The organism is Rhodopseudomonas sp. RCAM05734 (assembly GCF_052658035.1).
Window position 1 is genome coordinate 1,715,276 of record NZ_CP199742.1, and the last position, 23,961, is coordinate 1,739,236.

Here is a 23,961-nt window from a genome sequence, read left to right on the forward strand (position 1 = left end):
CGACATCTATCTGAGCGGTCTGCGCAGCGACGTGCTCGGCATGCGCGCGGTGCCCTCCCATGACGCGCTGGTGCGCTCCATCCAGGCCGGAGGCAACGATCCGGTCGGCGGCACTGCGACCGAGGTCTGGCGCGAGCGCATCGAGCGCATCTATCTCGCGCAGCCGAAGGCCAAGCCGGCCATCCAGCAGTTTCGCCTGATCGGCCTCGCCGATGGCGGCCGCGAGATCGTCCGCGTCGACCGCTCCGGACCGGACCATTCCGCGCGCATTGTGCCGCAACAGGAGCTCGCGCCCAAGGGCGACCGTGGCTATTTCCGCAGCAGCATCATGCTGCCACCCGGCGAAGTTTACGTTTCGCCGATCGAGCTCAACCAGGAGCATGGCACGCTGGAAGTGCCGCACGTGCCGGTGATGCGCTTCGCCACGCCGCTGCACGACGCCGCTGGCCAGCCGTTCGGCATCGTCATCATCAACCTCGACCTGCGTCCGATCTTCGAACGGATCCGCGCCGCCATGGACGAGGATTCGCTGATCTACCTGGTCAATGCCGATGGCGACTTCCTGTTGCACCCGGACCCCGGCCATACCTTCGGTTTCGAGCTCGGCCAGCGCTACCGCTGGCAGGAGGAGCTGCCCGGGCTTGCCCGCGCGGTCGGCACCGCCGGGCGCGGCGCCGCGGTGGTCGCGGATCCCAGCGGCGCGCAGGTGGCGGTGGCGCTGGCTACTGCGCAGGTGGCTGATGGCCCGCGGCTCGGCATCATCGAGACCGATTCCTATGCCGTGCTGCTGGCTCCGGCCAGCGCGGCGCGGCGCTCCGACCTGCTCGCCGCCTGCGCCGCCGTGCTGCTCGCCATCCTGCTGGCGGTACTGTTGGCCCGATCGATGACAAGGCCGCTGATCGAGATCACCCAAGCGGTCGACCGATTCGCCGGTGGCGGGCCTATGACGGTGCCCCGGGGGCTCACCGGCGAGGTCGGCATCCTTGCCGCCGCCTTCACCCACATGGCCGAGGGCCTCACCGAGAAGGCCGAGGCGCTCCGTCGCAAGTCGGAGATGCTCGACAAGACCATCGACAGCATGGCCGATGCGGTGCTGATGATCGACGCCGAGGGCGGCGTGCTGTTCGGCAATGCGGTGTGGAAGCGTTTGATCGGCGATGTGCCGCCATACGGCACGCCGGGCTGGTCCAGGGCCTTTGACCGCTTCTACCCGGATGGCGCCACGCCGATCCCGGCGGATGAGACCCTGCTCGGACGCGCCGCGCGCGGCGAGGATTTTGACAATGTCGAGATCTGTATCCGCCGGCCCGGCGAAACCCGCATGATCCGGCTGGTCGCCAGCGGGCGCGCCGTTACCGACGGCGCCGGCGAGCGGCAGGGCGCCGTCATCGTCTATCACGACGTCACGGCATCGCGGGAGACCGAACGGCAGTTGTACCAGGCCCAGAAGATGGAAGCGGTCGGCCAGCTCACCGGCGGCGTGGCGCATGATTTCAATAACATCCTCACGGTGATCACCGGCGGCATCGAGATGATCGCCGACGGGGTGCAGGATCGCCCCGAACTGGCCAAGATCGCCGGGATGATCGACGAGGCGGTGGACCGCGGCAGCGGACTCACGCATCAGGCTGCTGTCGTTCGCTCGCCGGCAGCCGCTGCAGCCGCGCGCCATCGACGTCAATGCGCTGGTGCTGGACGCAACAAGGCTGCTGCGGCCGACGCTCGGCGAGCGGATCGAGATCGAGACCAGGCTGGTGCAGGGGCCGTGGCTGGCGCTGGCCGATCCGGTGCAGCTCGGCAACGCGCTGATCAACCTGGCGATCAACGCCCGCGACGCCATGTCGTCGGGTGGCCGACTCACCTTCGAGACCGCGAATGTGGTGCTCGACGAGGACTACGCGGCGCAGAACGCCGAACTCACCTCCGGCGCCTATACCATGGTGGCGGTCAGCGACAATGGCACAGGCATACCCGCCAGCGTGCGCGACCGGGTATTCGATCCGTTCTTCACCACCAAGCCGGTGGGCAAGGGCACCGGGCTTGGCCTCAGCATGGTCTATGGCTTCGTCAGGCAGTCCGGCGGCCACATCAAGATCTACAGCGAGGAGGGCGTCGGCACGACCATGAAGATCTATCTGCCGCGCGCCGTCGGCGCGGCCGATGCGCTACAGTCTGGAATGGCCCCGGAAATTATCGGCGGTCGCGAAACCGTGCTGGTGGTCGAGGACGACGATCTGGTCCGCCAGTACGTCATGACCAATCTGGCGGCGCTCGGCTATGCGGCGGTCGCCGCTGCCAGTGCATCGGACGCGCTGGCGCTGGCGGCGCACAGCCCACCGTTCGACCTGCTGCTCACCGACGTGATCCTCGGCGCCGGCGGCAATGGCCGGGAGCTGGCCAACGAGCTGGTGCGGCGGCAGCCGTCGCTCAGGGTGCTGTACACGTCCGGCTACACCGAGGATGTCATCGTCCACCACGGCCGCCTCGACCCCGGCCTGCACCTGCTCACCAAGCCGTATCGCCGCGCCGATCTGGCGCGGATGATCCGCCTGGTGCTGGGTGAGAAGGCCGTAGCGAAAGTCGCCGCGGAGAAGGCTTAGGGACTGCGCCACCTGGCGGATGGCCGCCTTCAGCCGCGCCAATCCGGCGCGGCTGAGAATACCACCGACGGCAAAGCCGGCTGACGCAGGCCCAAGCAAAACCGGTCGCGATCGCCCCGGCGGTCGCCGTGCGCGCACCATCCGATTGATACTGGGCGAAAAGTCCGACGAAAAGACGGGCTGCCGCTTCGTTCCGGTATAGGATCGTGCTGCTAGGTGGCGCATCGCATGGCCATGAGGTACTTTCGTCGCTCTGCTGCCGTCCAGGCGACCGGAGTTGAAGCATGCGATTGTCGGTGCGTCTCTCATTGGCGATGACCGCGCTCGTGCTGGCAGCGGTCGCTGCGATCGGTATTCTGGCCTATGTCAATATCGGCCGTGCGGTGGTGCCGACCGGCCTGACGGAGCTGGTCGGCAAGGCCAAGGCCCGGCTCAGCGGTTTCGAGTCGATCCTGCGCGTCGTCCGCAACGAAGTGCTGTCGGCCCGCAGTCTGCCGGCGCATCAGGGATTGATCCGGGCCGAGCGCAATGGCGGCGTCGATCCGCAGGATGGGCTCAGCGCCGACAAGTGGCTGCGTCATCTCACGGCCGACTACGTTGCGGTGATGGGTGCAAAGCTCGGCTTCGGAGCCTACCGCCTGATGGGGGTCGGGGGCGGCGGCCGCGAACTGATCCGGGTCGAGCGCCAGGGCGCCGATGGCGTCGTTTCCGTCGCGCCCCATGCCGAACTGACGCCGCGCGACCACGACCTGATGCGTCGCGCGCTGGCCGTGCCGCCTGACGAGGTCTATTTCTCGCCGATCCGCTTCGTGGCGCCGGGCGACAGCAGCGAATCGGTCGTACCGCGAATATCAGTTGCCGTCACGGTCCGGGATCCATCCGGTGATCCGTTCGCTGTGCTGGTGCTCGATTTCGATCTACGTCCGACGTTCGAGCGGATTCGCGCGGCGCTCGGTAACGACACCGAAGTCTATTTCGTCGACGCCAGCGGTCCCTATCTGCTGAATTATAGCGAAGGACGGATCGTAGCGGCCGAACCGGATCGCCGCTGGCAGGACGATTTCCCGAAGCTGGCCGACTCACTCGGCGACAAGCAGGGCACCGCGACCGTCTTTACCGCACCGGACGGTCGGCGGATCGCCGTGGCGATGGTGGTCGCGCCGCTGACCAGCGGCGTGCGTACCGGCGTGATCGAAACCCAACCGTTTGACAGGATTATCGCGCCGGCGATAGCGCTGCAAGGCACCGGCCTGATTGTCGCGCTGGTCGCCGTGATAGGTGCGGTGCTGCTTGCGGTGCTGCTGTCGCGCTCGCTGGCGCGGCCGGTCGTGCGGATCACCGCCGCCGTCGACGATTTCTCCCGGACCGGCCACCTCGTGGTGCCCAAGGGCCTCAGCGGCGAGACCAGCGTCCTCGCCTCTGCCTTTGCCCAGGCGGTCGGCAAGATCGAGGAGACGACCGCGGCGCTGCTTGGCAAGTCCGAGTTGCTCGACAAGATCATCGCCAGCATGGCCGACGCAGTCGTGGTGATCGACGCGGAGGGGCGGCGGGTGTTCGCCAATCCGACCTGCGTCGCGGTGTTCGGCGAGGCCGCCGAGATCGGCTCCGAGCGCTGGAAGATGAAATACAAGCGCTTTCTCGGCGACGGCGTGACGCCGATGCCGGAAGGCGAAAGCCCGTCGGTGCGCGCCCTTCGCGGCGAAAGCTTCGACAATGTCGAGCTCGGAATCCGGCATGGGGATCAGGCGCTGATCCAGCTCGCCGCCAGCGGCAGGCCGATCAAGAATGCCGACGGGTCGTTTGGCGGTGCGGTGGTCGTCTATCGCGACGTCACCGCGCTGCGCGAAACCGAGCGACAGCTTCGCCAGTCGCAGAAAATGGAAGTCATCGGTCAGCTCACCGGCGGCGTCGCCCACGATCTGAACAACATTCTCACGGTGGTCACCGGCGGCGTCGAAATGCTGTCCGACGGCGTGGCCGGTCAGCCCGCGCTCGAGCAAGTCGCCGAGATGGTCGACAGTGCCATCGGGCGCGCCGCCGACCTCACCAACGGGCTGCTGTCGTTCGCGCGCAAACAGCCGCTGCGTCCGCGCAGCATCGACGTCAATGCGCTCATCGCCGATACAGCGAAGCTGCTGGCCGCCACCCTCGGCGAGCAGATCGAGATCGAGATCGACCCGGGCCAGGGTCTGCGGCCGGTGCTCGCCGATCCCTCGCAACTCGGAAGCGCCTTGATCAACCTCGCCCTCAACGCGCGCGACGCGATGCGCGGCGGCGGCAAGCTGCTGCTGGAAACCAGCAATGTCGACCTGGACGATAGCTACGCGAATCAACACGACGAGGTCTCCGCCGGGCGCTATGTGATGCTGGCCGTCAGCGATACCGGCTCCGGCATCCCTGCAGCCATCCGCCACCGGGTGTTCGAGCCGTTCTTCACAACCAAGGACGTCGGCGAAGGCACCGGGCTTGGGCTCAGTATGGTGTATGGCTTCGTCAAGCAATCCGGCGGCCATATCGAGGTCTACAGCGAGGAAGGCCACGGGACCACGATCCGGTTGTATTTGCCGTGCGCCGCCGCACGGCAGCCGGAGGCCGATGCCACCGCGCCGCCGCCAGTACAAAGCGGTCGGGAGACGCTGCTGGTGGTGGAGGACGATCCGCTGGTGCGCAACTCCGTGATGACTCACCTCGCAGCACTCGGCTACACCGCCCATTCAGCCGCAACGGCGGCGGACGCGCTGACGATGGTCTATGGCGGCCTGGAATTCGATCTGCTGTTCACCGACGTGATGCTTTCGGGCGGCATCCACGGCCGGCAGCTTGCCGATGCGTTGCGCAAGTCGCGGCCGGGACTCAAGGTGCTGTTCACGTCCGGCTATACCGAGAACGCCATCATTCATCACGGCCGGCTCGATGCCGGCGTGCACCTGCTGTCGAAGCCGTATCGCCGGGCTGACCTGGCGCGGATGATCCGGCTGGTGCTGGACGAGAAGGTGGCGGAGGGCGTGTAGGGCGGCTGTCATTTCTGGATGCGGCAGACGGCGAGGCGCGCGGTTGTCCACTCTCGCACGCAGGCGGGGAGAGGGTGGCGCTCGCGTCAATCGGGATCGATCAAACCCTTGCGGGATGTAACAGTATGCCGGGTGAGGTGCCGGAGGCGATCCCGGCCCGGCGCAGTTTACCCGTCATGCGCTGCGGACGGTGAGCAGGAACTGCTCGACTTCGCGCTTGAGAAGCCCGCTTTCCCTCACCAGCGATGATGCAAGGGCGTGGACCTGACCGGAGGCCGCGCCGGTGTCGGTTGCACCGCGATTGACGTCGGCGATACTGTCGGACACCTGCGTGGCCCCTTGGGCTGCCTGCTGAACATTGCGGGCGATCTCCTGGGTCGCGGTGCCCTGCTGCTCGATCGCGACAGAGATCGTCGAAGATATCTGTGATATCTCCATGATGGTGTCGCCGATCTCTCTGATCGCGATCACCGAATGTTCGGTGGCGGCCTGCATCTGGGCGACCTGCTCGGTGATCTCGTCGGTGGCCCGCGCGGTCTGCGCCGCGAGTGCCTTCACTTCGGAGGCCACCACCGCAAAGCCGCGGCCGGAATCGCCGGCCCGGGCGGCTTCGATGGTGGCGTTGAGGGCCAGCAGGTTGGTCTGGGCGGCGACAGCGCCGATCATCTTGACCACTTCGCCAATCCGTGCGGCGGAGCGCGACAATTCGGCGATCCGGCCGTTTGTCTGCGCGGCCTGTTCGACAGCGGCGCTGGCGATCCGGCTGGAGTTCCGGACTTGCCGCGCGATCTCCGTGACCGACGCATCCATCTGCTGCGCCGCCGCGGCCGCCGACTGGACGTTGCCGGACGATTGCTCTGATGCGGCGGACACGGTCGCGGACAATTGCTGGGTGATTTCCGCTGTTCGCGTCAGGCTACCGGATGCCAACTCGATTTCGTTGGACGCCGATGAGACCGCTACGACGATCTGGCCCACGGCCTTCTCAAATCCGTCGGCAACCTCAAGCATGGCCGCCTTCCGATCAAGTTCGGCCACCAACCGCAACGACTCCTGGTCCGCGTTGAGCTGCCGGTTGTCGAGCAGCTTGTCCCTGAAGATCGCCAACGCGCGTGAAATGGTGCCGACTTCGTCGCGGCGGTCGAAGCGCTCGATCGGACTATCGAGATCACCCAGCGACAACGCCTGCATGGCGCCGGTCATCCTGACCAGCGGCGCTGCCAGCCAGCGCCCGAACAACAGCGCCGCCAGGGCGACGCCGCCGATGGTCGTACAGATAGCCCAGAAGATTCCTTGCCTTGTGGTCTGCAGTTCGGCCCGTACGGCATCGAGGCGCTGATTGGCTGCCTGGCGCACCTCGGTCAGGATCGGCCGGATGCGATCATAGATCTGGACCAGGTCAAGCGCTTCTTCATTGAGCGAACTTTGCCCCGCCATGAAGGCCTGGAAGCTGGTCCGGTAGATCTCGGTGAGGCTGGCGAGGTCGGCTTTCACCGTGGCGGGCAGTTCGGATTTTGAAAGTTCGATTGTGAATTCCCGTGCCCGCTTTTCGAGCTCCTCGCCGTATTTTTCGTCGCCGCGCAGCAGGAAATCCTTCTCGTGCCGGCGCATCATCAGCATCAGGACCGCAAGCCGCGGCTGGTCAAATTTCTTGAGTTGCTGCTCCACGGCATGCACGGCGGCGCGCAACTTGCCCTGCAGTCCGTCGTTCTCGTCGAAGCCGATCACCTTCTGCGCCGCCATCACATTGGAGAAGCGCGTCGTATACATATTGATTCCGCCGCGGAAGGATGCTGCGCGGCGAAGCTCGTCGTTTGCAGGCAATGTCGCGGCCAGCGTGTCGATGGCGGCAAGGTCGCTGTTGGCGGCGGCCAGGACCTCGCTGTGAGCAGCGATCTTCTTTTCGGTGGGTTTCTGCAGGAATTCGGTAGCGATCTGCCGCGCCTGCAGCAGGTCTTCGGAAATGCGCGCAGTGTGCAGCGCCAGAGCGGCAATGCTGTCGGCGGTTCGCTGGCTGCTTGTTTCGACGGCGAGGCCGATAAGATAGATCGTGCCGATCAGAGCCACTCCCGACAGGCCGAGTGCAAAGATCTGTGAGCGAAGGCCAAACGAGCGCATTCCACGTGGAATCGCGATCCGAAATCTCATCGAGAACCTTCAATTTGATTGATACTAAAAATTCGCAAGACAATTCGGTGATGATTATTTGAGATGCAATAATGAAGGCTTAAGCTCAAGACTGCACCGCTGCTCGGCCGCGGCCAGTCGGAATGCTCCGGTGGTACTCGCGTCAAGGACTCCGGCGCAGCTTACATTGCGCGCAGCCACTGCCGGACATTTGACCTCGCGTCGCATATGCCTGACATGCTCTGATCAGGCTGAGTGATCCCCCTTTGAACTGGAGAAACCGTGCGAATTTCCTCCATGCTGGCCGGCGCGCTGTTGCTGGCGCTTCCTGTGACCAGCCGGGCCGAGACGGTCTGGGACATGGCGACGGAGTACCCTCAGAACACCATGCCGGGCCTCGGCGTCACCACCTTCGCGAAACGCCTCGAAGAACTCAGCTCGGGAAATATCCGGATCAAGCCCGGATTCGATGCTGCGGCAGGGATCAAATCGGCGGGCATGCTCGCCGCGGTGGCGGACAATCGTGTGCAGGCGGGCGATGCGTTTGCCGGCGCGCTGGAAAATGAGGATCCGATCTTCGCGCTGCCGTCATTGCCGTTTCTGGCGACGTCGATCGCCGACGCCAGGCGTCTGGCCGACCTAGCGCGCCCGGTCATTGCGGCGGCGCTGCAGCAGAAGGGCCAGCGGCTGTTGTACCTGACGCCGTGGCCGCCGTCGGGCATCTGGTCGAAGGGACCACTGAAGACGCCCGCCGATCTGGCAAGCCTGTCGATCCGTACCTACGACAAGGTGTCGAGCGACGTTTTCGCTGCCGCCGGCGCCAAAGCGGCGAGCATCAGTTTTGCGGACACGATGCCGAAGCTGGTCGACGGCAGCATGAACGCGGTGCTGTCCTCGGGGGATGGCGGCGCCGGCAAGCGGATGGCCGAGTTTCTGCACCAGTTCACCGAGATCACCTATTCGCTGCCGCTTTCGGTGGCGAGCCTCAATCAGTCAGCCTATGACGGGCTTACCCCGGAGCTGAAAGCGGCGGTGGATGCCGCCGGCCGACAGACGGAAACTGAATTGTGGACTGCGCTATCGATCCGGCTGCAGGCGAACTACAAGCGCATGGCCGAGGATGGCGTCACCATCGATTCCAGCCCGGCACCGGACGTGGTCGCGGCGCTGAGGTCGGGATCCGTGTCGGCGCAGCGCGCATGGTGCAGTCGCGCCGGGGCCGTCTGCAACCAGATTCTGGATGCGTTTAACGCGGGCAAGAAATAGAGCGTCATCGATATGATGGCCACCCAACACGGCGATTCCGGGTGCGAACCCGGAATCGACCATTTGTTCTGCCGTGGCAGGTCGTTCCCGAAGTTACTGCTTCTCGATCTTCGTGATGCTCTTCGTCGCGCCGGTCTCGCTGACGGAGAACTTGACCTTGTCGCCGGCATGAATCGGCTCCAGCATTCCGCTCTCGACCTTGAACCGTTCGGCCGCGCCGGCACTGTTCGCGCCGACCGTTCCGCTTTGCGTGGGCTGGATCGCGATTGCGCCATTGATCCGATCGATCAAGGTAACCGTTCCCGTCCGTGCCTCCTGTGCCCAGGCAGCCGAACCGATGGTCATCAGTACAGCGCCCGCCACGATCATCTTTGCGAGTCTCATTGATTATCCCTCGGTTTGAAAGCAAGTGAGTACAAGCCGGAGGGAGGCGATTGGTTCCCGCCAAAGGCCGACGGGAATGCACGCGCCAGCGGACGCCCGCGGAACGCCTTGATTCCAGTCGCTTATATCCGCTCAGGCTGCCGGCGCGGCGGCGACGTCGCCGTTGGCAAGCAGGTGGATCAGCGCGCGCTTGATGGCCGCCTGCCGTGTCGGCGCGTTGATCTGCGCGCCCAAGAGGTCGGTGACGTAGAACACGTCGCGGGCGCGTTCGCCGAAGGTCGCCACATGGGCGGAGGCGATGTTGAGGTTGAGCTTGGAGATCGCGGTGGTCAGTTCGTAGAGCAGGCCGGGGCGGTCGAGGCCGGACACTTCGATCACGGTATAGCGTTCCGACCACTGGTTGTTGACGATGACCTCGGGCTCCACCGTGAACGGCCGCAGCTTGCCCTTGCTGGCGGCGCGCTTGGCGACGGTCTCCGGCAGCCGCAGCTTGCCTTCCAGCACGTCCTCGATCATCTCGCCGATCCGCGTGGCGCGGCGGCCCTCGTCGTCGTCGCGGTCGTATTCCCTGCGGATGGCGATGGTGTCGAGCGCACGGCCGTCGGTGGTGGTGTAGATCTGCGCGTCGACGATGTTGGCGCCGGCCGAGGCGCAGGCGCCGGCGATGATCGACAGCAGCCAGGGATGGTCGACCGCCAGGATCGTCAGCTCGGTGACGCCGCGAGCCTCGTCGAAGCCGACATTGATCGCCAGCTTGTGGCCGGCGGTCTCGGAGGCGCGCAGGAAGCGGGCGTGGCGCAGTTTGCGGTCGAGGTCGACCTTGAGCCAGTAGGCCGGATAGTGCCGCGCGATATAGGCGCTGAGCTCGGCCTCCGGCCATTCGGTGAAGGCGGCGCGGAATTCGCGCTGCGCGGCCTCGATGCGCTGGGCGCGGTTGACCTCGGAGAAGCCGCCGGTCAGCACCGGCTCGGTCTCGTAATACAACGTGCGCAGCAGCCGGGCCTTCCAGCCGTTCCAGACGCCCGGACCGACGCCACGGATGTCGGCGGTGGTGAGGATGGTCAGCAGCTTCATCTGCTCCACCGACTGCACCACGGCGGCGAAATTCTCGATGGTCTTGGAGTCCGACAGGTCGCGCGACTGCGCCACCGTGGACATGGTGAGGTGTTCCTCGATCAGCCAGGCGATCAGCTCGGTGTCGGCGGCATTGAAGCCGAGCCGCGGGCACAGCCGCCGCGCCACCTTGGCGCCGGCGGTGGAGTGATCCTCGGGCCGCCCCTTGGCGATGTCGTGCAGCAGCACGGTGGCATAGATCACTGCGCGGTGCTCGGGCTGGATCTTGCGCATCAGGTCGGAGGCGACAATGAACTCGTCATTTCCGCCGCGCTCGATCTCCTGCAGGATTCCGACGCAGCGCAACAGATGCTCGTCCACGGTGTAGTGGTGATACATGTTGAATTGCATCATGGAGACGATGCGGCCGAACGAACGGATGAAGTGGCCGAGCACCCCGGTCTCGTTCATCCGCCGCAGCACGATCTCGGCATTCTCCGAGGTCAGGATCTCCATGAACAGCTTGTTGGCTTCGGGATTCTCGCGCAGCGGCGCGTTGATCAGCCGCAACGAGCGGGTCACTGCGCGCATCAGGTCGGGATGGAATGCCAGGTTGTTCTTCTGCGCGAGGCGAAACAGCCGGATCATGTTGACAGGATCGTGCTTCAGCACGTCGGGGGCGGCAAGGTTGATGCGGTTGTTGTCGATGATGAAGTCGTCGCTCTCCGGCACCCGTTGACGCCGGGCGGTCGGCCGCAGCCGCGCCATCATCCGGCTCAGCACCAGCGCCGGCGCCGGCTTGGCCTGCTGGTCTTCCAGCTTCGCGCACAGGATCGCGGTGAGGTTGCCGACCTCCTTGGCGATCAGGAAGTAGTGCTTCATGAAGCGTTCGACGTCCTGCATGCCGGGATGCGAGGTGTAGCCGAGCCGCTGTGCGATCTCGCGCTGCATGTCGAACGACAGTCGCTCTTCCGGCCGGCGGCTGAGGAAGTGCAGGTTGCAGCGCACCGACCACAGAAAGTCCTCGCAGCGGCGGAAGGTGCGGTATTCATGCGCGTCGAACACGCCGCGCTCCACCAGCTCGCCGCTGTCACGCACGCGGTAGACGTACTTGGCGATCCAGAACAGGGTGTGCAGGTCGCGCAGGCCGCCCTTGCCGTCCTTGACGTTGGGCTCGACCAGGTAGCGCGACTGTCCGGCGCGCCGATGGCGCTCCTCGCGCTCGGCCAGCTTGGCGGTGACGAATTCGGTGGCGGTGCCCTGCACCACCTCGCTGTCGAACCGCGCGACCAGTTCGTCGTAGAGCGGCTGGTCGCCGGTCAGGAAGCGGGTCTCGAGAATCGCGGTGCGGATGGTCATGTCGCCGCGCGCCTGGCGGATCGATTCGTCGACCGAGCGGGTGGCGTGGCCGACCTTGAGGCCCATGTCCCACAGGCAGTACAGGATGGCCTCGGCGACCTGCTCGCCCCAGGCGGTCTGCTTGTAGGGCAGGATGAACAGCAGGTCGATGTCGGAGTCCGGCGCCATCAGCCCGCGCCCGTAGCCGCCGGTGGCGACCACCGCCATGCGCTCCGAGGCCGACGGAATCGACGAGCGGTACAGATGCCGCGTCGCGGCGGCATAGAGCATGCGGATGATCTCGTCCTGCACGACACACAATCGCTCGGCGCAACGCCGGCCGTGACGATCGATCAGCAGCACCGCTTCGGCGGTTTCCTTGGCCTTCTGCAGTTCGGCCTTCAGCATCTTGGCGACGGCGCCGCGGAACTGGTCGCCATGCCCGTGGTGCGTCGCAGCAAGCTCGTCGATCACGCCGGTGATCCGTGCGGTATCGAAGCCCTCGTCGGCGGCGGGTTTTGTGTCGGTCGCAACGCTGTCCATGGATAATCCCGATATCGGACGGCGCAGGCGCTGTCACGGTCATTGTGGCGATAGGGTTGCTGACACTGCACTTTTCCGGTCGCGGGCAGCCGGGCGTGCCGGATTGGTGCAATGCAGCACGGCAGGGCCGGCCGCGACCGCGTGATCGTCATGTAGTCGGGCCCGCGGCAAAGCGCTATATCTGGCGGGCAGGACAAGGAACAGCTCATGGACGCCGCCACCCTTCGCGCGACGCAGGCCCCGATCAAGGAGCGCTACAGGTCGGATCCCGCCGCCGCCCTCATCACACTGACGGCGAGCGGCTCGCTTGAGAGCGAGGGCATTGCCTGCAAGTTGGAAACCGGGCGTGCGCTGGGTGTCGCCGGGCTGCATCCCGGCGCCGGCGGCTCCGGCCTCGAACTGTGTTCCGGCGACATGCTGCTGGAGGCTTTGGTCGCCTGCGCCGGCGTCACCCTGAAGTCGGTAGCCACTGCGGTGGAAGTCCCCCTGCGCTCCGGCATCGTCATTGCGGAAGGTGATCTCGATTTCCGCGGCACCCTCGGCCTCGACAAGGAAGCCCCCGTCGGCATCAAGGCGATCAGGCTGCGCTTTGAGGTCGATACCGACGCGCCGCAGGACAAGCTCGATCTGCTGCTGAAACTGACCGAACGCTATTGCGTGGTCTATCAGAGCCTCAGGAACGGTCCGCAGATGTCGGTATCGATGACGCGGGTGTAGGACACGGCGCATCTTCACCCTCCCTTGAGGGGGAGGGGCGTATCGCGTAGTGCATCCCGCGAAACGATACGGGCGGGTGATTCCTCAGTTCCGCAACTATCGCAGTCGCCACCGCGACGCGCATCACGTTTCGCGTGCTGCACGCCGACCCTCCGCCTCCTCAAAGAGAGGGGGGCAAGAAAGAAGCGATGTCCCCCGAACTTGCCTTTGCCCTGACGCTGCTGCTGCGCATGGCGGTGACCGCCGCCTTCGTGGTCAGCGCCTCGATCATCATCGAACGCTCCGGACCGGTGATCGGCGCGCTGGTGGCGACGCTGCCGATCTCGGCCGGGCCGTCCTATGTCTTCCTGGCGATGGATCACGACGCCGCCTTCATCGCGCAGGGCACACTGGCGAGCATCCCGGTCAACGCCGCGACCATGTTCTTCTGCCTGACCTATGTATGGCTGGCGCAGCGCCGCAGCGTGATGGTCAGTCTCGGTGCCGCGGTGCTGGTGTGGTTCGCCCTGGCGGCGCTGGTGCGCAGCTTCGACTGGTCGCTCACTGCCGGAGTCCTGGCCAATGCGCTGGCCTTTGCGGTCTGTCTGCCGCTGATGGCGCGCTATCGCCATGCGCGGATGCCGCTGGTGACGCGGCTCTGGTATGACATTCCGTTGCGCGCCGTGCTGGTCGCAACGCTAGTCGCCACTGTGGTGACACTGTCGCACACCATCGGGCCGGCCGGCAGCGGCATCCTGGCGCTCTATCCGGTGGCGCTCACCAGCATGATCGTGTTGATGCACCCGCGGATCGGCGGCGTGCCGACCGCCGCGGTGATCGCCAACAGCGGCTGGGGCCTGATGGGGTTTGTGCTGTCGATCATGGTGCTCAACCTCACCGCGGTGCGACTGGGCTCGGCGCCCGCGCTGTGCCTCGCGCTGGCGATCTGCGTGGTCTGGAATCTCGGGCTGTGGTCGTTGGGACGATGGCGGGTGGCGCGATAGAAGCGACACATTCCTCGGACGCGGTGCACTGCGCCGCACTTCGCGGCGTGGTGCACCGCAGATCCGGGGCCCATCAATTTCGATTGGCTTTTGGGTCCCGGATCTGCGCGGCAGCGTGAAGAACGCTGCAGCGCGTCCGGGACACGTGCCTCACCCCTTCGGCAGTTTCGCCTTCAGCGCATAGAGTGCGTCCAGCGCATCGCGCGGCGACATTTCGTCGGGATGGATCGCTTTCAGTGCCTCGATGAGCTGCTCGGCCTCGGTCGGTGGTACGATTTCCACCGCGGAGCGTGAAGGGACCGCGAACAGCGGGAGATCGTCGACCAGCGCTCGCGCGCTCTGGCCGCGGTCCTGTGCTTCCAGCTTTGCCAGCACCGACTTTGCACGCGCAATCACCGGCGCAGGAAGCCCGGCGAGCTTCGCGACCTGGATGCCGTAGGAACGATCCGCCGAGCCCGGCAGCACCTCGTGCAGGAACACCACGTCGCCGTGCCATTCCTTGACCCGCACCGTGGCGTTGAACAACCGCGGCAGCTTGGCCGACAGCGCGGTCAGTTCGTGATAGTGTGTCGCGAACAAAGCACGGCAGCGGTTGCTCTCGTGCAGATGCTCGATCGAGGCCCAGGCAATGGAGAGGCCGTCGAAGGTCGCGGTGCCCCTGCCGATCTCGTCGAGGATCACCAGCGCGCGCTCGCTCGCCTGGTTCAGAATCACCGCGGTCTCGACCATCTCGACCATGAAGGTCGAGCGGCCGCGCGCCAGATCGTCGGCGGCGCCGACGCGGGAGAACAGGCGATCGACAATGCCGATGCGGGCGCGGCTGGCCGGCACGTAGCTGCCGATTTGCGCCAGCAGCGCGATCAGCGCGTTCTGCCGGAGGAACGTCGATTTGCCGGCCATGTTGGGGCCGGTGATCAGCCAGATCTGGCCGGATTTTTGCGCCGGACCGGGTGATAGATCGCAAGCATTGGCAACGAAGGAATTCCCGTCGCGGCGCAAGGCCTGCTCCACCACCGGATGGCGGCCGCCCTCGATGGCGAAGCCAAGCGACATGTCGACGTCCGGGCGCACATAATTGTCGTCGACCGCGAGCTTGGCCAGCGAGGTCGCGACATCGAGCAGCGCGAAGGCATGCGCCGCGGCGTGCAGGTCGTCGGAGGCGTCCATCACCATCGACTGCAGCCGGTCGAAGATTTCCAGCTCGAGTCCCAGCGCCCGGTCGCCGGCATTGGCGATCTTGGCCTCGATCTCGCCGAGTTCGGCGGTCGTGAAGCGGGTCTGCCCGGCCAGCGTCTGGCGGTGAATGAAGGTGGCATTCAGCGGCGGCGTCATCAGCTTGTCGCCGTGCTGCGCGGTCACTTCGACGAAATAGCCGAGCACGTTGTTGTGGCGGATCTTGAGGCCCTTGACGCCGCAGTCGTCGGCGTAGCGCGCCTGCATTGCCGCGACCACCAGCCGTGAGGCGTCGCGCAGGTTGCGGGTCTCGTCGAGCGCGGCTTCAAATCCCTCGCGGACAAAGCCGCCGTCGCGCTTCATCAGCGGCAGCTCTTCTGCGAGTGCGCGGGTAAAGGTATCGGCCAGTTCGCGCGACGATCGGCGCAGCGCGTCCATCGCCGCCGCGATATCGGCCGGCAGGCTGTCGATGCCGGACAGCCGCGCCAGCACCTTTTCGGCGGCCAGCACGCCGTCGCGCAAGGCGGCGAGGTCGCGCGGTCCGCCGCGGCCGACCGTCAGTCGCGCCAGCGCGCGCGACATGTCGGGGGCGGCCTTCAGCGCGGAACGGATGTCGTCGCGCAGCGCGCTGTCGGCCACGAACGCCGCCACCGCATCGAGCCTGCGGCCGATCGCGGCGGCGTCGGTGAGCGGGGCTGCGAGGCGTTGTGCCAGCAGCCGCGAGCCGGCGGCGGTCACGGTGCCGTCAATGGCGTCGAGCAGCGAGCCCTTGCGCTCGCCGCCGAGTGTGCGCGTCAGTTCGAGGTTGGCGCGGGTGGCGGGGTCGATCGCCATGGTGGTGCCGGCGGCCTCGCGTGATGGAGGCGACAGCGGCGGGCGTTTGCCGAACTGGGTGCGGTCGATATAGGTGACGGCGGCGGCCGCCGCGGCGGCTTCGAGCCGCGACAGGGCGCTGAGCCCGTCCATGGTGGCGACAGCGAAATAGTCGCACAGCCGGCGTTCCGCGGTGGCGCCGTCGAACACGTCGCGGGTCACCGGTGTCACCGCCGGCAGTTCGCGCAGCAGCCTGGCTGAGGTCGGGGTCGCTGTACAGCGCGTCGGTGACGATGGCCTCGTTGGGATTGATCCGCGCCAGCGTGGCGCCGAGCTCGGCCACGCTGCATTCGGTGACGTTGAATTCCGCGGTGGAGATGTCGATCCAGGCGAGACCCATGCGGTCGGTGCCGGCGGAGCCCTTCGCCCGGGCAATCGCCAGCAGGTAGTTGTTGGTCTTCGCGTCGAGCAGGGTGTCTTCGGTCAGCGTGCCCGGCGTCACCACCCGCACCACGTCGCGTTTCACCACGCTCTTGTTGCCGCGCTTGCGCGCCTCGGCCGGGTTCTCCATCTGCTCGCACACCGCGACGCGGTGGCCGAGCGCGATCAGCCGGTGCAGGTAGTCGTCGGAACGTTCCACCGGCACGCCGCACATGGCGATGTCGGCGCCCTGGAACCGGCCGCGCTTGGTCAGCACGATGCCGAGCGCCCGCGAGGCGATCTCGGCGTCCTCGAAGAACATCTCGTAGAAGTCGCCCATCCGGTAGAACAGCAGCAGGCCGGGATTGGCGGCCTTGATTTCGAGATACTGTTCCATCATCGGCGACACCTTGGTGGTGTCTTCGACGGGCGGTGCGGCGGGCTCGGGAGCCGGGATGTTCTGCTGGATCGTCATGGCGGCGGACGCTAGCAAATTTTACCGGGGCCATCACAGGGGATCGGGAAATTGCGGGTGTTTTCCCCGCCTTCGGACAACCTCCGCGCATATCGGCTCCGGCGCGAAAGCGGTCCTTCCTGACAGCGAGCATTTGACGGGCCGGGTGTGCCTTCCTAAAACACCTCCAAATCGGCGGTCCCCTGGGGATGGCGCCTTCAGGGAGACTCCAATGAGCGATGTATTTGTCTGCGACGCCGTCCGCACCCCGATCGGCCGCTTTGGCGGCTCCCTCGCCAAGGTCCGCGCCGACGACCTCGCAGCCAGCCCGATCAAGGCGCTGATGGAGCGCAACCCCGGCATCGACTGGAATGGCATCGACGAGGTCTATTTCGGCTGCGCCAACCAGGCCGGCGAGGACAACCGCAACGTCGCGCGCATGGCGCTGCTGCTGGCCGGACTGCCGGCGTCGGTGCCCGGTCTGACCCTGAACCGGCTGTGCGCCTCCGGCCTCGACGCCGTCGGTGCCGCTGCCCGCGCCATCCGCGCCGGCGAGATCGACTTCGCCATCGCCGGCGGCGTCGAATCCATGACCCGCGCGCCGTTCGTGCAGGGCAAGGCCACCGAAGCATTTTCGCGCTCGGCGGAGATCTTCGACACCACCATCGGCTGGCGCTTCATCAACCCGCTGATGAAGGAGAAGTATGGCGTCGATGCCATGCCGGAGACCGGTGAGAACGTCGCGCAGGACTTCCAGATTTCGCGCGCCGACCAGGACGCCTTTGCCATCACCTCGCAGCAGCGCGCCGGCCGTGCCATCGCATCGGGCTACTTTGCCGAGGAGATCATCCCGGTGATGGCGCCGGGCGGCAAGGCCGGTCCAACCACCGTCGACAAGGACGAGCATCCGCGCCCGGAAACGACGCTGGAAGGCCTCGCCAAGCTGCGCCCGATCGTGCGCAAGGACGGCACCGTCACCGCCGGCAATGCCTCCGGCGTCAATGACGGCGCCGCGGCGATGATCCTCGCTTCCGCCGCCGCCGTGAAGAAATACGGCCTGACCCCGCGTGCGCGCATTCTCGGCCTCGCGTCGGCCGGCGTGGCGCCGCGCATCATGGGCATCGGCCCCGTGCCGGCGACGCAGAAGCTGATGGAACGGCTCGGGCTGAAGATCAGCGACTTCGATCTGATCGAGCTCAACGAGGCCTTCGCCTCGCAGGGCATCGCCGTGCTGCGCCAGCTCGGTGTCAAGGAAGACGCCGACTTCGTCAATCCGCATGGCGGAGCCATCGCGCTCGGCCACCCGCTCGGCATGAGCGGCGCCCGCCTCGCCATGACCGCGGTGCACGGCATGGAGAAGCGCGGCGGCAAGCTCGCTTTGGCCACCATGTGCGTCGGCGTCGGCCAGGGCGTGGCCATGGCGATCGAGAAGCTGAACTGACACCGTCCTCATCCTGAAGAGCGCGCTCTTGCGCGCATCTCCTGCGAATGGCATCGCCATTCGTACGGGATGAGGGCCACACTCCTCATGGTTCGAGACGCGCGAAGACGCGCTCCTCACCATGAGGTCACCGTGATCTGGAGGAAAGCATGACGCTGATCTATCCCGTCGAAAGCAACATTGCGCACGCACCAAGGCTGTCGCCCGGCTACAAGAGCACGGTCAAGCGGTCGCCGCAGAAGCCGCTGATCATGATCAAGCAGTCGCTGTCGGAGCTGACCGGCCCGGCCTACGGCCACGAGACCGTGCGGCCCGGCGATGCCGACCTCACCACCCAGCATGCAGGCGAGCCGATCGGCGAACGCATCATCGTGTTCGGGCAGGTTCTGGACGAGGACGGCCGCGGCGTGCCGAACACGCTGGTGGAGCTGTGGCAGGCCAATGCCTGCGGCCGCTACATCCATGTGGTCGACCAGCATCCGGCGCCGCTCGATCCCAACTTCACCGGCGCCGGCCGCGCGGTCACCGACGCGCAGGGCAACTACAGGTTCATCACCATGAAGCCCGGTGCCTATCCGTGGGGCAACCACCACAACGCCTGGCGCCCGGCGCACATCCACTTCTCGGTGTTCGGCCACGCTTTCGTGTCGCGTCTGGTGACGCAGATGTATTTCCCCAACGATCCCTTGTTTCCGTTCGATCCGATCTTCAATTCGGTGACCGACGAGAAGGCGCGGATGCGCATGGTGTCGGACTTCGATCTCGATCACACCGAACCCGGCTGGGCTTTGGCCTATCGCTTCAACATCGTGCTGCGCGGGCGCAACGCCACGCCCATGGAGAACAAGTCGTGACCGGCATCACTCCTTCGCAGACCGTCGGCCCGTTCTTCGCCTATGGCCTGACCCCGACCGGCCGCTACGCCTGGAACGACGCCTTCACCAACAATCTGGTGACCGCGGACGTGTCCGGCGATCGCATTCGCGTCGAAGGCTTTGTCTATGATGGCGACGGCGCCATCGTGCCGGATGCCATGCTGGAGATCTGGCAGGCCGACGCCCAGGGCCGCTTCTCCGATCCGCAGGACGGTCGCGCTCTGTCCAATGCCAGCTTCAAGGGTTTTGGCCGCTGCGGCACCTCCACCGAGGGCATGTTCTCGTTCGATACCATCAAGCCCGGCGCGGTGGCCGGCACCGACGGCCAGCCGCAGGCGCCGCATATCCTGCTAGCGGTCTTCGGCCGCGGCATGACCATGCAGAGCATCACCCGCATCTACTTCGACGACGAGCCGTCGACGGCGAGCGATGCTGTGATGGCCCAGGTGCCCGCCGACCGCCGCGGCACTTTGATAGCCAAGAAGACCGCACCGGGCGTGTATCGCTTTGACATCCACCTGCAGGGCGACAACGAGACGGTGTTCTTCGACGTGTGAGTTGCGAGGCCTCCGCCCGCCCGGCGGAGGTGCGGAAAATGCACATAATGTCCACGCATCGAATTGGGTCGGGCCGCGCCACGCTGGCGGTGGATGTCGCCGGCAGCGGCGACCCCGTGGTGTTTCTGCATGCCGCGGTCTGCGACAGCCGGATGTGGCGCGGGCAATTCGATGGCGTCAGCGCCGGCCACAAGGCGATCGCCTACGACCGGCGCGGCTTCGGCGCAACGCACGGCGAGCCGGAAGACTTTTCCGCAGTTGCTGACCTGATGGCGGTGCTCGACGCCACGGCGGACGGCAAGCCGGCGATCCTCGTCGCCTGTTCTCAAGGTGGACGGATCGCGTTAGACGCCGCGCTGCGCCATCCGTCACAAGTCCTTGGCCTGTTTCTGATCGCACCGGGCATCGCCGGCGCACCGGAGGCGGTCTATCCGCCGGCCGTTGCGGACCTGATGGCCGGGTTGACGGAGGCCCAGCAGGCCGGCGATCTCGACTGTGTCAACGCCATCAAGGCGCGGCTGTTTCTCGATGGCCCGCTCGCCCCCGAGGGCCGCGTGGGCGGTCCGGCGCGCCGGCTGTTCCTCGACATGAACGGCATCGCGCTGCGTGCGTCGCCGCCCGGCACGGATCGCGATAGCGAGCAGACCTATAGCCGCCTCGGCGAGATAGGGGCTCCGTCGCAGGTGATCTGGGGGGAGTTCGAGTTCCCGCATATTCAACAGCGCAGCCGTCACATCGCTTCGACGCTGCCGAACGGAGCGGGGCAGATGCTGGCCGGCACCGCCCATCTGCCGAGTCTGGACCGGCCGGCCGATATCACCGCGCTGCTCACGGAATTTATCGGTCGCTGATCCTATGCCGCCTTGGCCTGGATGGCGTTGCAGAACTCCGCCAGCCGGTCGGCCAGCCGCAGCGTCGCCGGGCTGGCGCCGGGGGCGGCGATCAGCGCCACTTCGGTACGATCGATGGGCGCAAAGCCGTCTTTCCGGGTCAGCACCGCGTGGTCGGACTGGATCGCCATCTCCGGCAGAATGCTCAGGCCCAGCCCCGCCGCCACCGCGGCCTGGATGCCGGACAGGCTCGAGCTGGTATAGGCCATGTGCCAGCGCCGCCCGGCGGCCTCGATGGCATGGATCGCGCCGGTGCGGTACAGGCAGCCGGTGGGAAAGAAGATCAGCGGCACCGACTCGGCTTTGGCGTGGCTGGGATGCGACTTGCTGGTGACCCAGTGGATGCGCTCCGGCCATGATGCGATGCCGCCCTTGTCGCCGGCGAGGCGCTTGATCAGCGCCAGATCCAGGTCGCCGCGCTCCAGGTCCCGGCGCAGATAGACGCTTTGGTCGGCGCGCACGTCGAGCCGCAGCCCTGGCCGCGATCGTGAAAAACTCGCCAGCAGTTTTGTCAGCCGATAGGCGGCGAAATCCTCGGGAATGCCGAGCCGCACCGCGCCTTCGTGCTCCGGCTGCGCCAGCACGTCGCGGGCTTCCTCGGCCAACGCCAGCAACCGCCGCGCATAGGACAAGAGCTTCTCGCCGCACTCGGTGGGCACCACCTGCTTGCCGCTGCGGTTCAGCAGCGGACGGCCGATGTCGTCCTCCAGCCGCTTGATCTGCTGGCTGACGGTGGACTGGGTGCGGTGGACGCGTTCGCCGGCGCGGGTGAAGCCGCCGGAATCCACCACCGAGACGAAGCTCTTCAGCAGTTCGAGATCGAACATGGGTGCATCATTCATTTTTCCACTGATAAGTATTCTATCATTTAATTTCTCACTGACAAGGCGGGCGCCTACATCCTCCCCACAGGAGAATGACCATGTCGCTCGCAGCCCCGCTCGCCGTCACCCGCCGCGCCTTCGATCCGATGCCGATCGTCATCGCCGCGTTCTGCCTGCTGTGGAGCTTCGCCTTCGTGGCCGGGAAGATCGCGGTCACCGACTGCCCGCCGCTGATCCTGCTGGCGGCGCGGTTCTCGCTGGCCGGCGTGTTGATCCTCGGCATCTCCGCGCTGCGCCGCGACGCTGTCGCGATGGCGTGGCGCGACGTCGCCGCCTTTGCCGTCATCGGCATCGCCAACAACGCGCTGTATCTCGGGCTCGGCTACACCGGCCTGCAGACCGTCTCGGCCGGCCTCGGCGGTCTGATCGTCAGCGCCAATCCGGTGTTCACGGCGGTGCTGGCCGCTTTGCTGCTGAAGGAGCCGCTGACATGGCGCAAGGTCGCAGGTCTTCTGCTGGGCATCGCGGGCGTGGCCTCCATCGTCTGGCATCGGATCGCGGTCGGGACCGACAGCCTGCACGGCATCCTGTTCACGCTGGCGTCGCTCGCCTCCATTGTCGCCGGCACCATCCTGTTCAAGGTGCTGGCGCCGAAGGGCAGCCTGTGGATCGGCAACGGCATCCAGAATCTGGTGGCTGGCGTGGTGCTGATCCCGATTGCCTTCTCGGTGTCGGATGTCGGCGCGATCGTGCCGAGCGCGCGGCTGCTCGGCGCCTTTGCCTTCCTGACGCTGGGCGGCTCGATTGTCGCCTACCTGCTCTGGTTCCACATGCTGAAAGTGTGCGGTGCTTCCGCGGCGAGTGCCTGGCATTTCGTCATGCCGCCCCTCGGCATGCTGTTCGCATGGCTGGTGCTCGGCGAGCATGTCGAGGCCCGCGACCTCCTGGGCATCGTGCCGGTGGCGTTCGGCGTCTACCTGGTGACGCGGCCCGCAGCGGGTTCGCCGTCTCCCCTGCGACAGGAGTAGACCGTGTCCCCGCACCATCAAGGCGGCTGACGCCGAGATGGCGATCAGGCCTCTTGCGGGTTCCTGATTCGGAACGTTACCTGCCGACGCACGTTTGCCGTGGGCCGATCACGCAGGACAGTTTGAATGTCGGATAATATCGAGACCAATCCGCCGGCCAGCCTGCAGACAAATCTCGCCGAACAGCGTCTTGGCACGTTCCGGCTGAAGGGCTTTCTCAAGACCCTCGGGCCCGGCCTGATCACCGGCGCCTCCGACGACGATCCCTCGGGCATCGGTACCTACAGCCAGGCCGGCGCGCAACTCGGCTACGGCATCGGCTGGACCATGCTGCTGACCTTCCCGCTGATGGCGGCGATCCAGGAGATTTCCGGGCGGGTCGGCCGCGTCACCGGGCGCGGCATCGCCGGCAATGTCTGCCGACACTATTCGGCCACGCTGCTCAATATCGTGGTGGCGCTGCTGTTCGTCGCCAACACCATCAACATCGCCGCCGACCTCGGCGCCATGGCCGACGCCAGCAAGCTGCTGGTCGGCGGCCATGCGATTCTCTACGTGGTGTTCTTCGGCGTGATCTCGGTCGCGGCCCAGATCTTCTTCGACTACAAACGCTACGTCGCGGTGCTGAAATGGCTGACCCTGTGCCTGTTCGCCTATGTCGGCGCGCTGGCGGTGGCCAAGGTGTCGTGGGGTGAGGCGCTGACCGGCATCCTCGTGCCGCGCATGAGCTGGAGCGCCGACTATCTCACCACCATCGTCGCGATCCTCGGCACCACCATCTCGCCCTATCTGTTCTTCTGGCAGGCGTCGCAGGAGGCCGAGGACGAGCGCGTCGATCCCGACAAGCATCCGCTGATCGAGGCGCCGCTGGAAGCGGCGAAGGAGTTTTCCCGCATCCGAGCCGACACCATCGTCGGCATGGCCTTCTCCAATCTGATCGCGCTGTCGATCATCATCACCGCGGCGGCCACGCTGCACGCCACCGGCAAGACCGACATCCAGACCTCGGCGCAGGCCGCCGAGGCGCTGAAGCCGGTCGCCGGCGCCTTCGCCGAAGTGATCTTCGCGCTCGGCATCGTCGGCACCGGCCTGTTGGCGATTCCGGTGCTGGCGGGATCGACGGCCTATGCGGTGGGCGAGGGCCGTCGCTGGCGGGTGGGTCTGGCGCGCAAGCCGAGAGAGGCGGCGGCGTTCTACGGCGTGCTGGCGCTGTCCGGCGCGATCGGCATCGGGCTCAACTTCACCCCGATCAATCCAATCTCGGCGCTGTACTGGAGCGCGGTGATAAACGGCGTGCTGGCAGTGCCGGTCATGGTGCTGCTGATGATCATGTCGCGCCGCCGCGACGTGATGGAGGAGTTCGTCATCCGGGGGCCGCTGTACTGGTTCGGCTGGGCCTCCACCGTCGCCATGGCCCTGAGCGTCGTGGCGATGGGCGTGGGATTTTTTATGTAGGACCTCTGA

15 protein-coding genes and 2 pseudogenes are annotated in these 23,961 nt (G+C 66.3%); 12 read left to right on the plus strand and 5 right to left on the minus strand.

The features are described 5' to 3' along the window. Positions 1–40 precede the first annotated feature (40 nt). The 3 genes and pseudogenes from ACUXVA_RS08260 to ACUXVA_RS08270 form a co-directional block, all read left to right on the plus strand. Positions 41–1,357 (plus strand): annotated as a pseudogene (locus ACUXVA_RS08260) (HAMP domain-containing protein); the annotation flags it as partial. A 331-nt stretch (positions 1,358–1,688) separates the two neighbouring features. Continuing rightward, positions 1,689–2,600, plus strand: a complete 912-nt coding sequence (locus ACUXVA_RS08265; protein WP_445491605.1) for an ATP-binding protein — start codon at positions 1,689–1,691, stop codon at positions 2,598–2,600. Between the two features lie 284 nt (positions 2,601–2,884). Next, positions 2,885–5,611, plus strand: coding sequence for an ATP-binding protein (locus tag ACUXVA_RS08270; protein ID WP_265080743.1), 2,727 nt, complete (start codon positions 2,885–2,887; stop codon positions 5,609–5,611). A gap of 174 nt (positions 5,612–5,785) precedes the next feature. On the opposite strand, the gene ACUXVA_RS08275 is transcribed toward ACUXVA_RS08270, so the two are convergent. Beyond that, a complete protein-coding gene (locus tag ACUXVA_RS08275) occupies positions 5,786–7,759 on the minus strand; it encodes a methyl-accepting chemotaxis protein (RefSeq protein WP_445491607.1) in 1,974 nt (657 codons plus the stop codon). Positions 7,760–8,020: 261 nt separating this feature from the next. Between ACUXVA_RS08275 and ACUXVA_RS08280 the strand changes: the two genes are divergently transcribed. Further along, the gene (locus ACUXVA_RS08280) at positions 8,021–9,004 is read left to right on the plus strand and encodes a TRAP transporter substrate-binding protein (protein ID WP_445491609.1); all 984 of its coding nucleotides are present in this window, start codon (positions 8,021–8,023) and stop codon (positions 9,002–9,004) included. A gap of 93 nt (positions 9,005–9,097) precedes the next feature. On the opposite strand, the gene ACUXVA_RS08285 is transcribed toward ACUXVA_RS08280, so the two are convergent. Both ACUXVA_RS08285 and ACUXVA_RS08290 read right to left on the minus strand, forming a co-directional pair. Next, positions 9,098–9,373, minus strand: coding sequence for a copper-binding protein (locus tag ACUXVA_RS08285; protein ID WP_265080739.1), 276 nt, complete (start codon positions 9,371–9,373; stop codon positions 9,098–9,100). A gap of 147 nt (positions 9,374–9,520) precedes the next feature. Further along, positions 9,521–12,322, minus strand: coding sequence for a [protein-PII] uridylyltransferase (locus ACUXVA_RS08290; protein ID WP_445491612.1), 2,802 nt, complete (start codon positions 12,320–12,322; stop codon positions 9,521–9,523). 207 nt (positions 12,323–12,529) lie between these two features. Here ACUXVA_RS08290 and ACUXVA_RS08295 point away from each other — a divergent pair, with 207 nt between their 5' ends. After that, a complete protein-coding gene (locus ACUXVA_RS08295) occupies positions 12,530–13,039 on the plus strand; it encodes an OsmC family protein (RefSeq protein WP_265080737.1) in 510 nt (169 codons plus the stop codon). A 188-nt stretch (positions 13,040–13,227) separates the two neighbouring features. After that, positions 13,228–14,022, plus strand: a complete 795-nt coding sequence (locus tag ACUXVA_RS08300) for a hypothetical protein (RefSeq protein WP_265080736.1) — start codon at positions 13,228–13,230, stop codon at positions 14,020–14,022. Between the two features lie 150 nt (positions 14,023–14,172). On the opposite strand, the pseudogene mutS reads toward ACUXVA_RS08300, so the two are convergent. After that, a pseudogene (mutS, locus tag ACUXVA_RS08305) lies at positions 14,173–16,903 on the minus strand (DNA mismatch repair protein MutS). A 211-nt stretch (positions 16,904–17,114) separates the two neighbouring features. Here mutS and pcaF point away from each other — a divergent pair. The 4 genes from pcaF (at position 17,115) to ACUXVA_RS08325 (ending at position 20,606) form a co-directional block, all read left to right on the plus strand. Beyond that, entirely contained in the window at positions 17,115–18,323 is a 1,209-nt protein-coding gene (gene pcaF / locus ACUXVA_RS08310; RefSeq protein WP_265080734.1) for a 3-oxoadipyl-CoA thiolase, read from the plus strand. A 149-nt stretch (positions 18,324–18,472) separates the two neighbouring features. After that, positions 18,473–19,177 (plus strand): protocatechuate 3,4-dioxygenase subunit beta, encoded by a 705-nt coding sequence (gene pcaH / locus ACUXVA_RS08315; protein WP_265080733.1) that lies wholly within the window; start codon positions 18,473–18,475, stop codon positions 19,175–19,177. After that, the gene (gene pcaG / locus ACUXVA_RS08320) at positions 19,174–19,755 is read left to right on the plus strand and encodes a protocatechuate 3,4-dioxygenase subunit alpha (protein WP_265080732.1); all 582 of its coding nucleotides are present in this window, start codon (positions 19,174–19,176) and stop codon (positions 19,753–19,755) included. The genes pcaH and pcaG overlap by 4 nt, the downstream gene beginning before the upstream one ends. Before the next feature lie 119 nt (positions 19,756–19,874). Further along, complete coding sequence (locus ACUXVA_RS08325) at positions 19,875–20,606, plus strand: alpha/beta fold hydrolase (RefSeq protein ID WP_445491616.1); 732 nt, start codon at positions 19,875–19,877, stop codon at positions 20,604–20,606. Positions 20,607–20,608: 2 nt separating this feature from the next. Here ACUXVA_RS08325 and ACUXVA_RS08330 read toward each other — a convergent pair whose 3' ends face one another. Beyond that, positions 20,609–21,472: a LysR family transcriptional regulator gene (locus ACUXVA_RS08330; RefSeq protein ID WP_265080731.1), complete on the minus strand. Its 864-nt coding sequence runs from the start codon at positions 21,470–21,472 to the stop codon at positions 20,609–20,611. A gap of 95 nt (positions 21,473–21,567) precedes the next feature. On the opposite strand from ACUXVA_RS08330, the gene ACUXVA_RS08335 reads away from it, so the two are divergent. Continuing rightward, on the plus strand, positions 21,568–22,497 hold the full coding sequence (locus ACUXVA_RS08335) for a DMT family transporter (RefSeq protein ID WP_265080730.1): 930 nt from the start codon (positions 21,568–21,570) through the stop codon (positions 22,495–22,497). 126 nt (positions 22,498–22,623) lie between these two features. Continuing rightward, the gene (locus ACUXVA_RS08340; RefSeq protein WP_445491619.1) at positions 22,624–23,952 is read left to right on the plus strand and encodes an NRAMP family divalent metal transporter; all 1,329 of its coding nucleotides are present in this window, start codon (positions 22,624–22,626) and stop codon (positions 23,950–23,952) included. Positions 23,953–23,961: the final 9 nt, after the last annotated feature.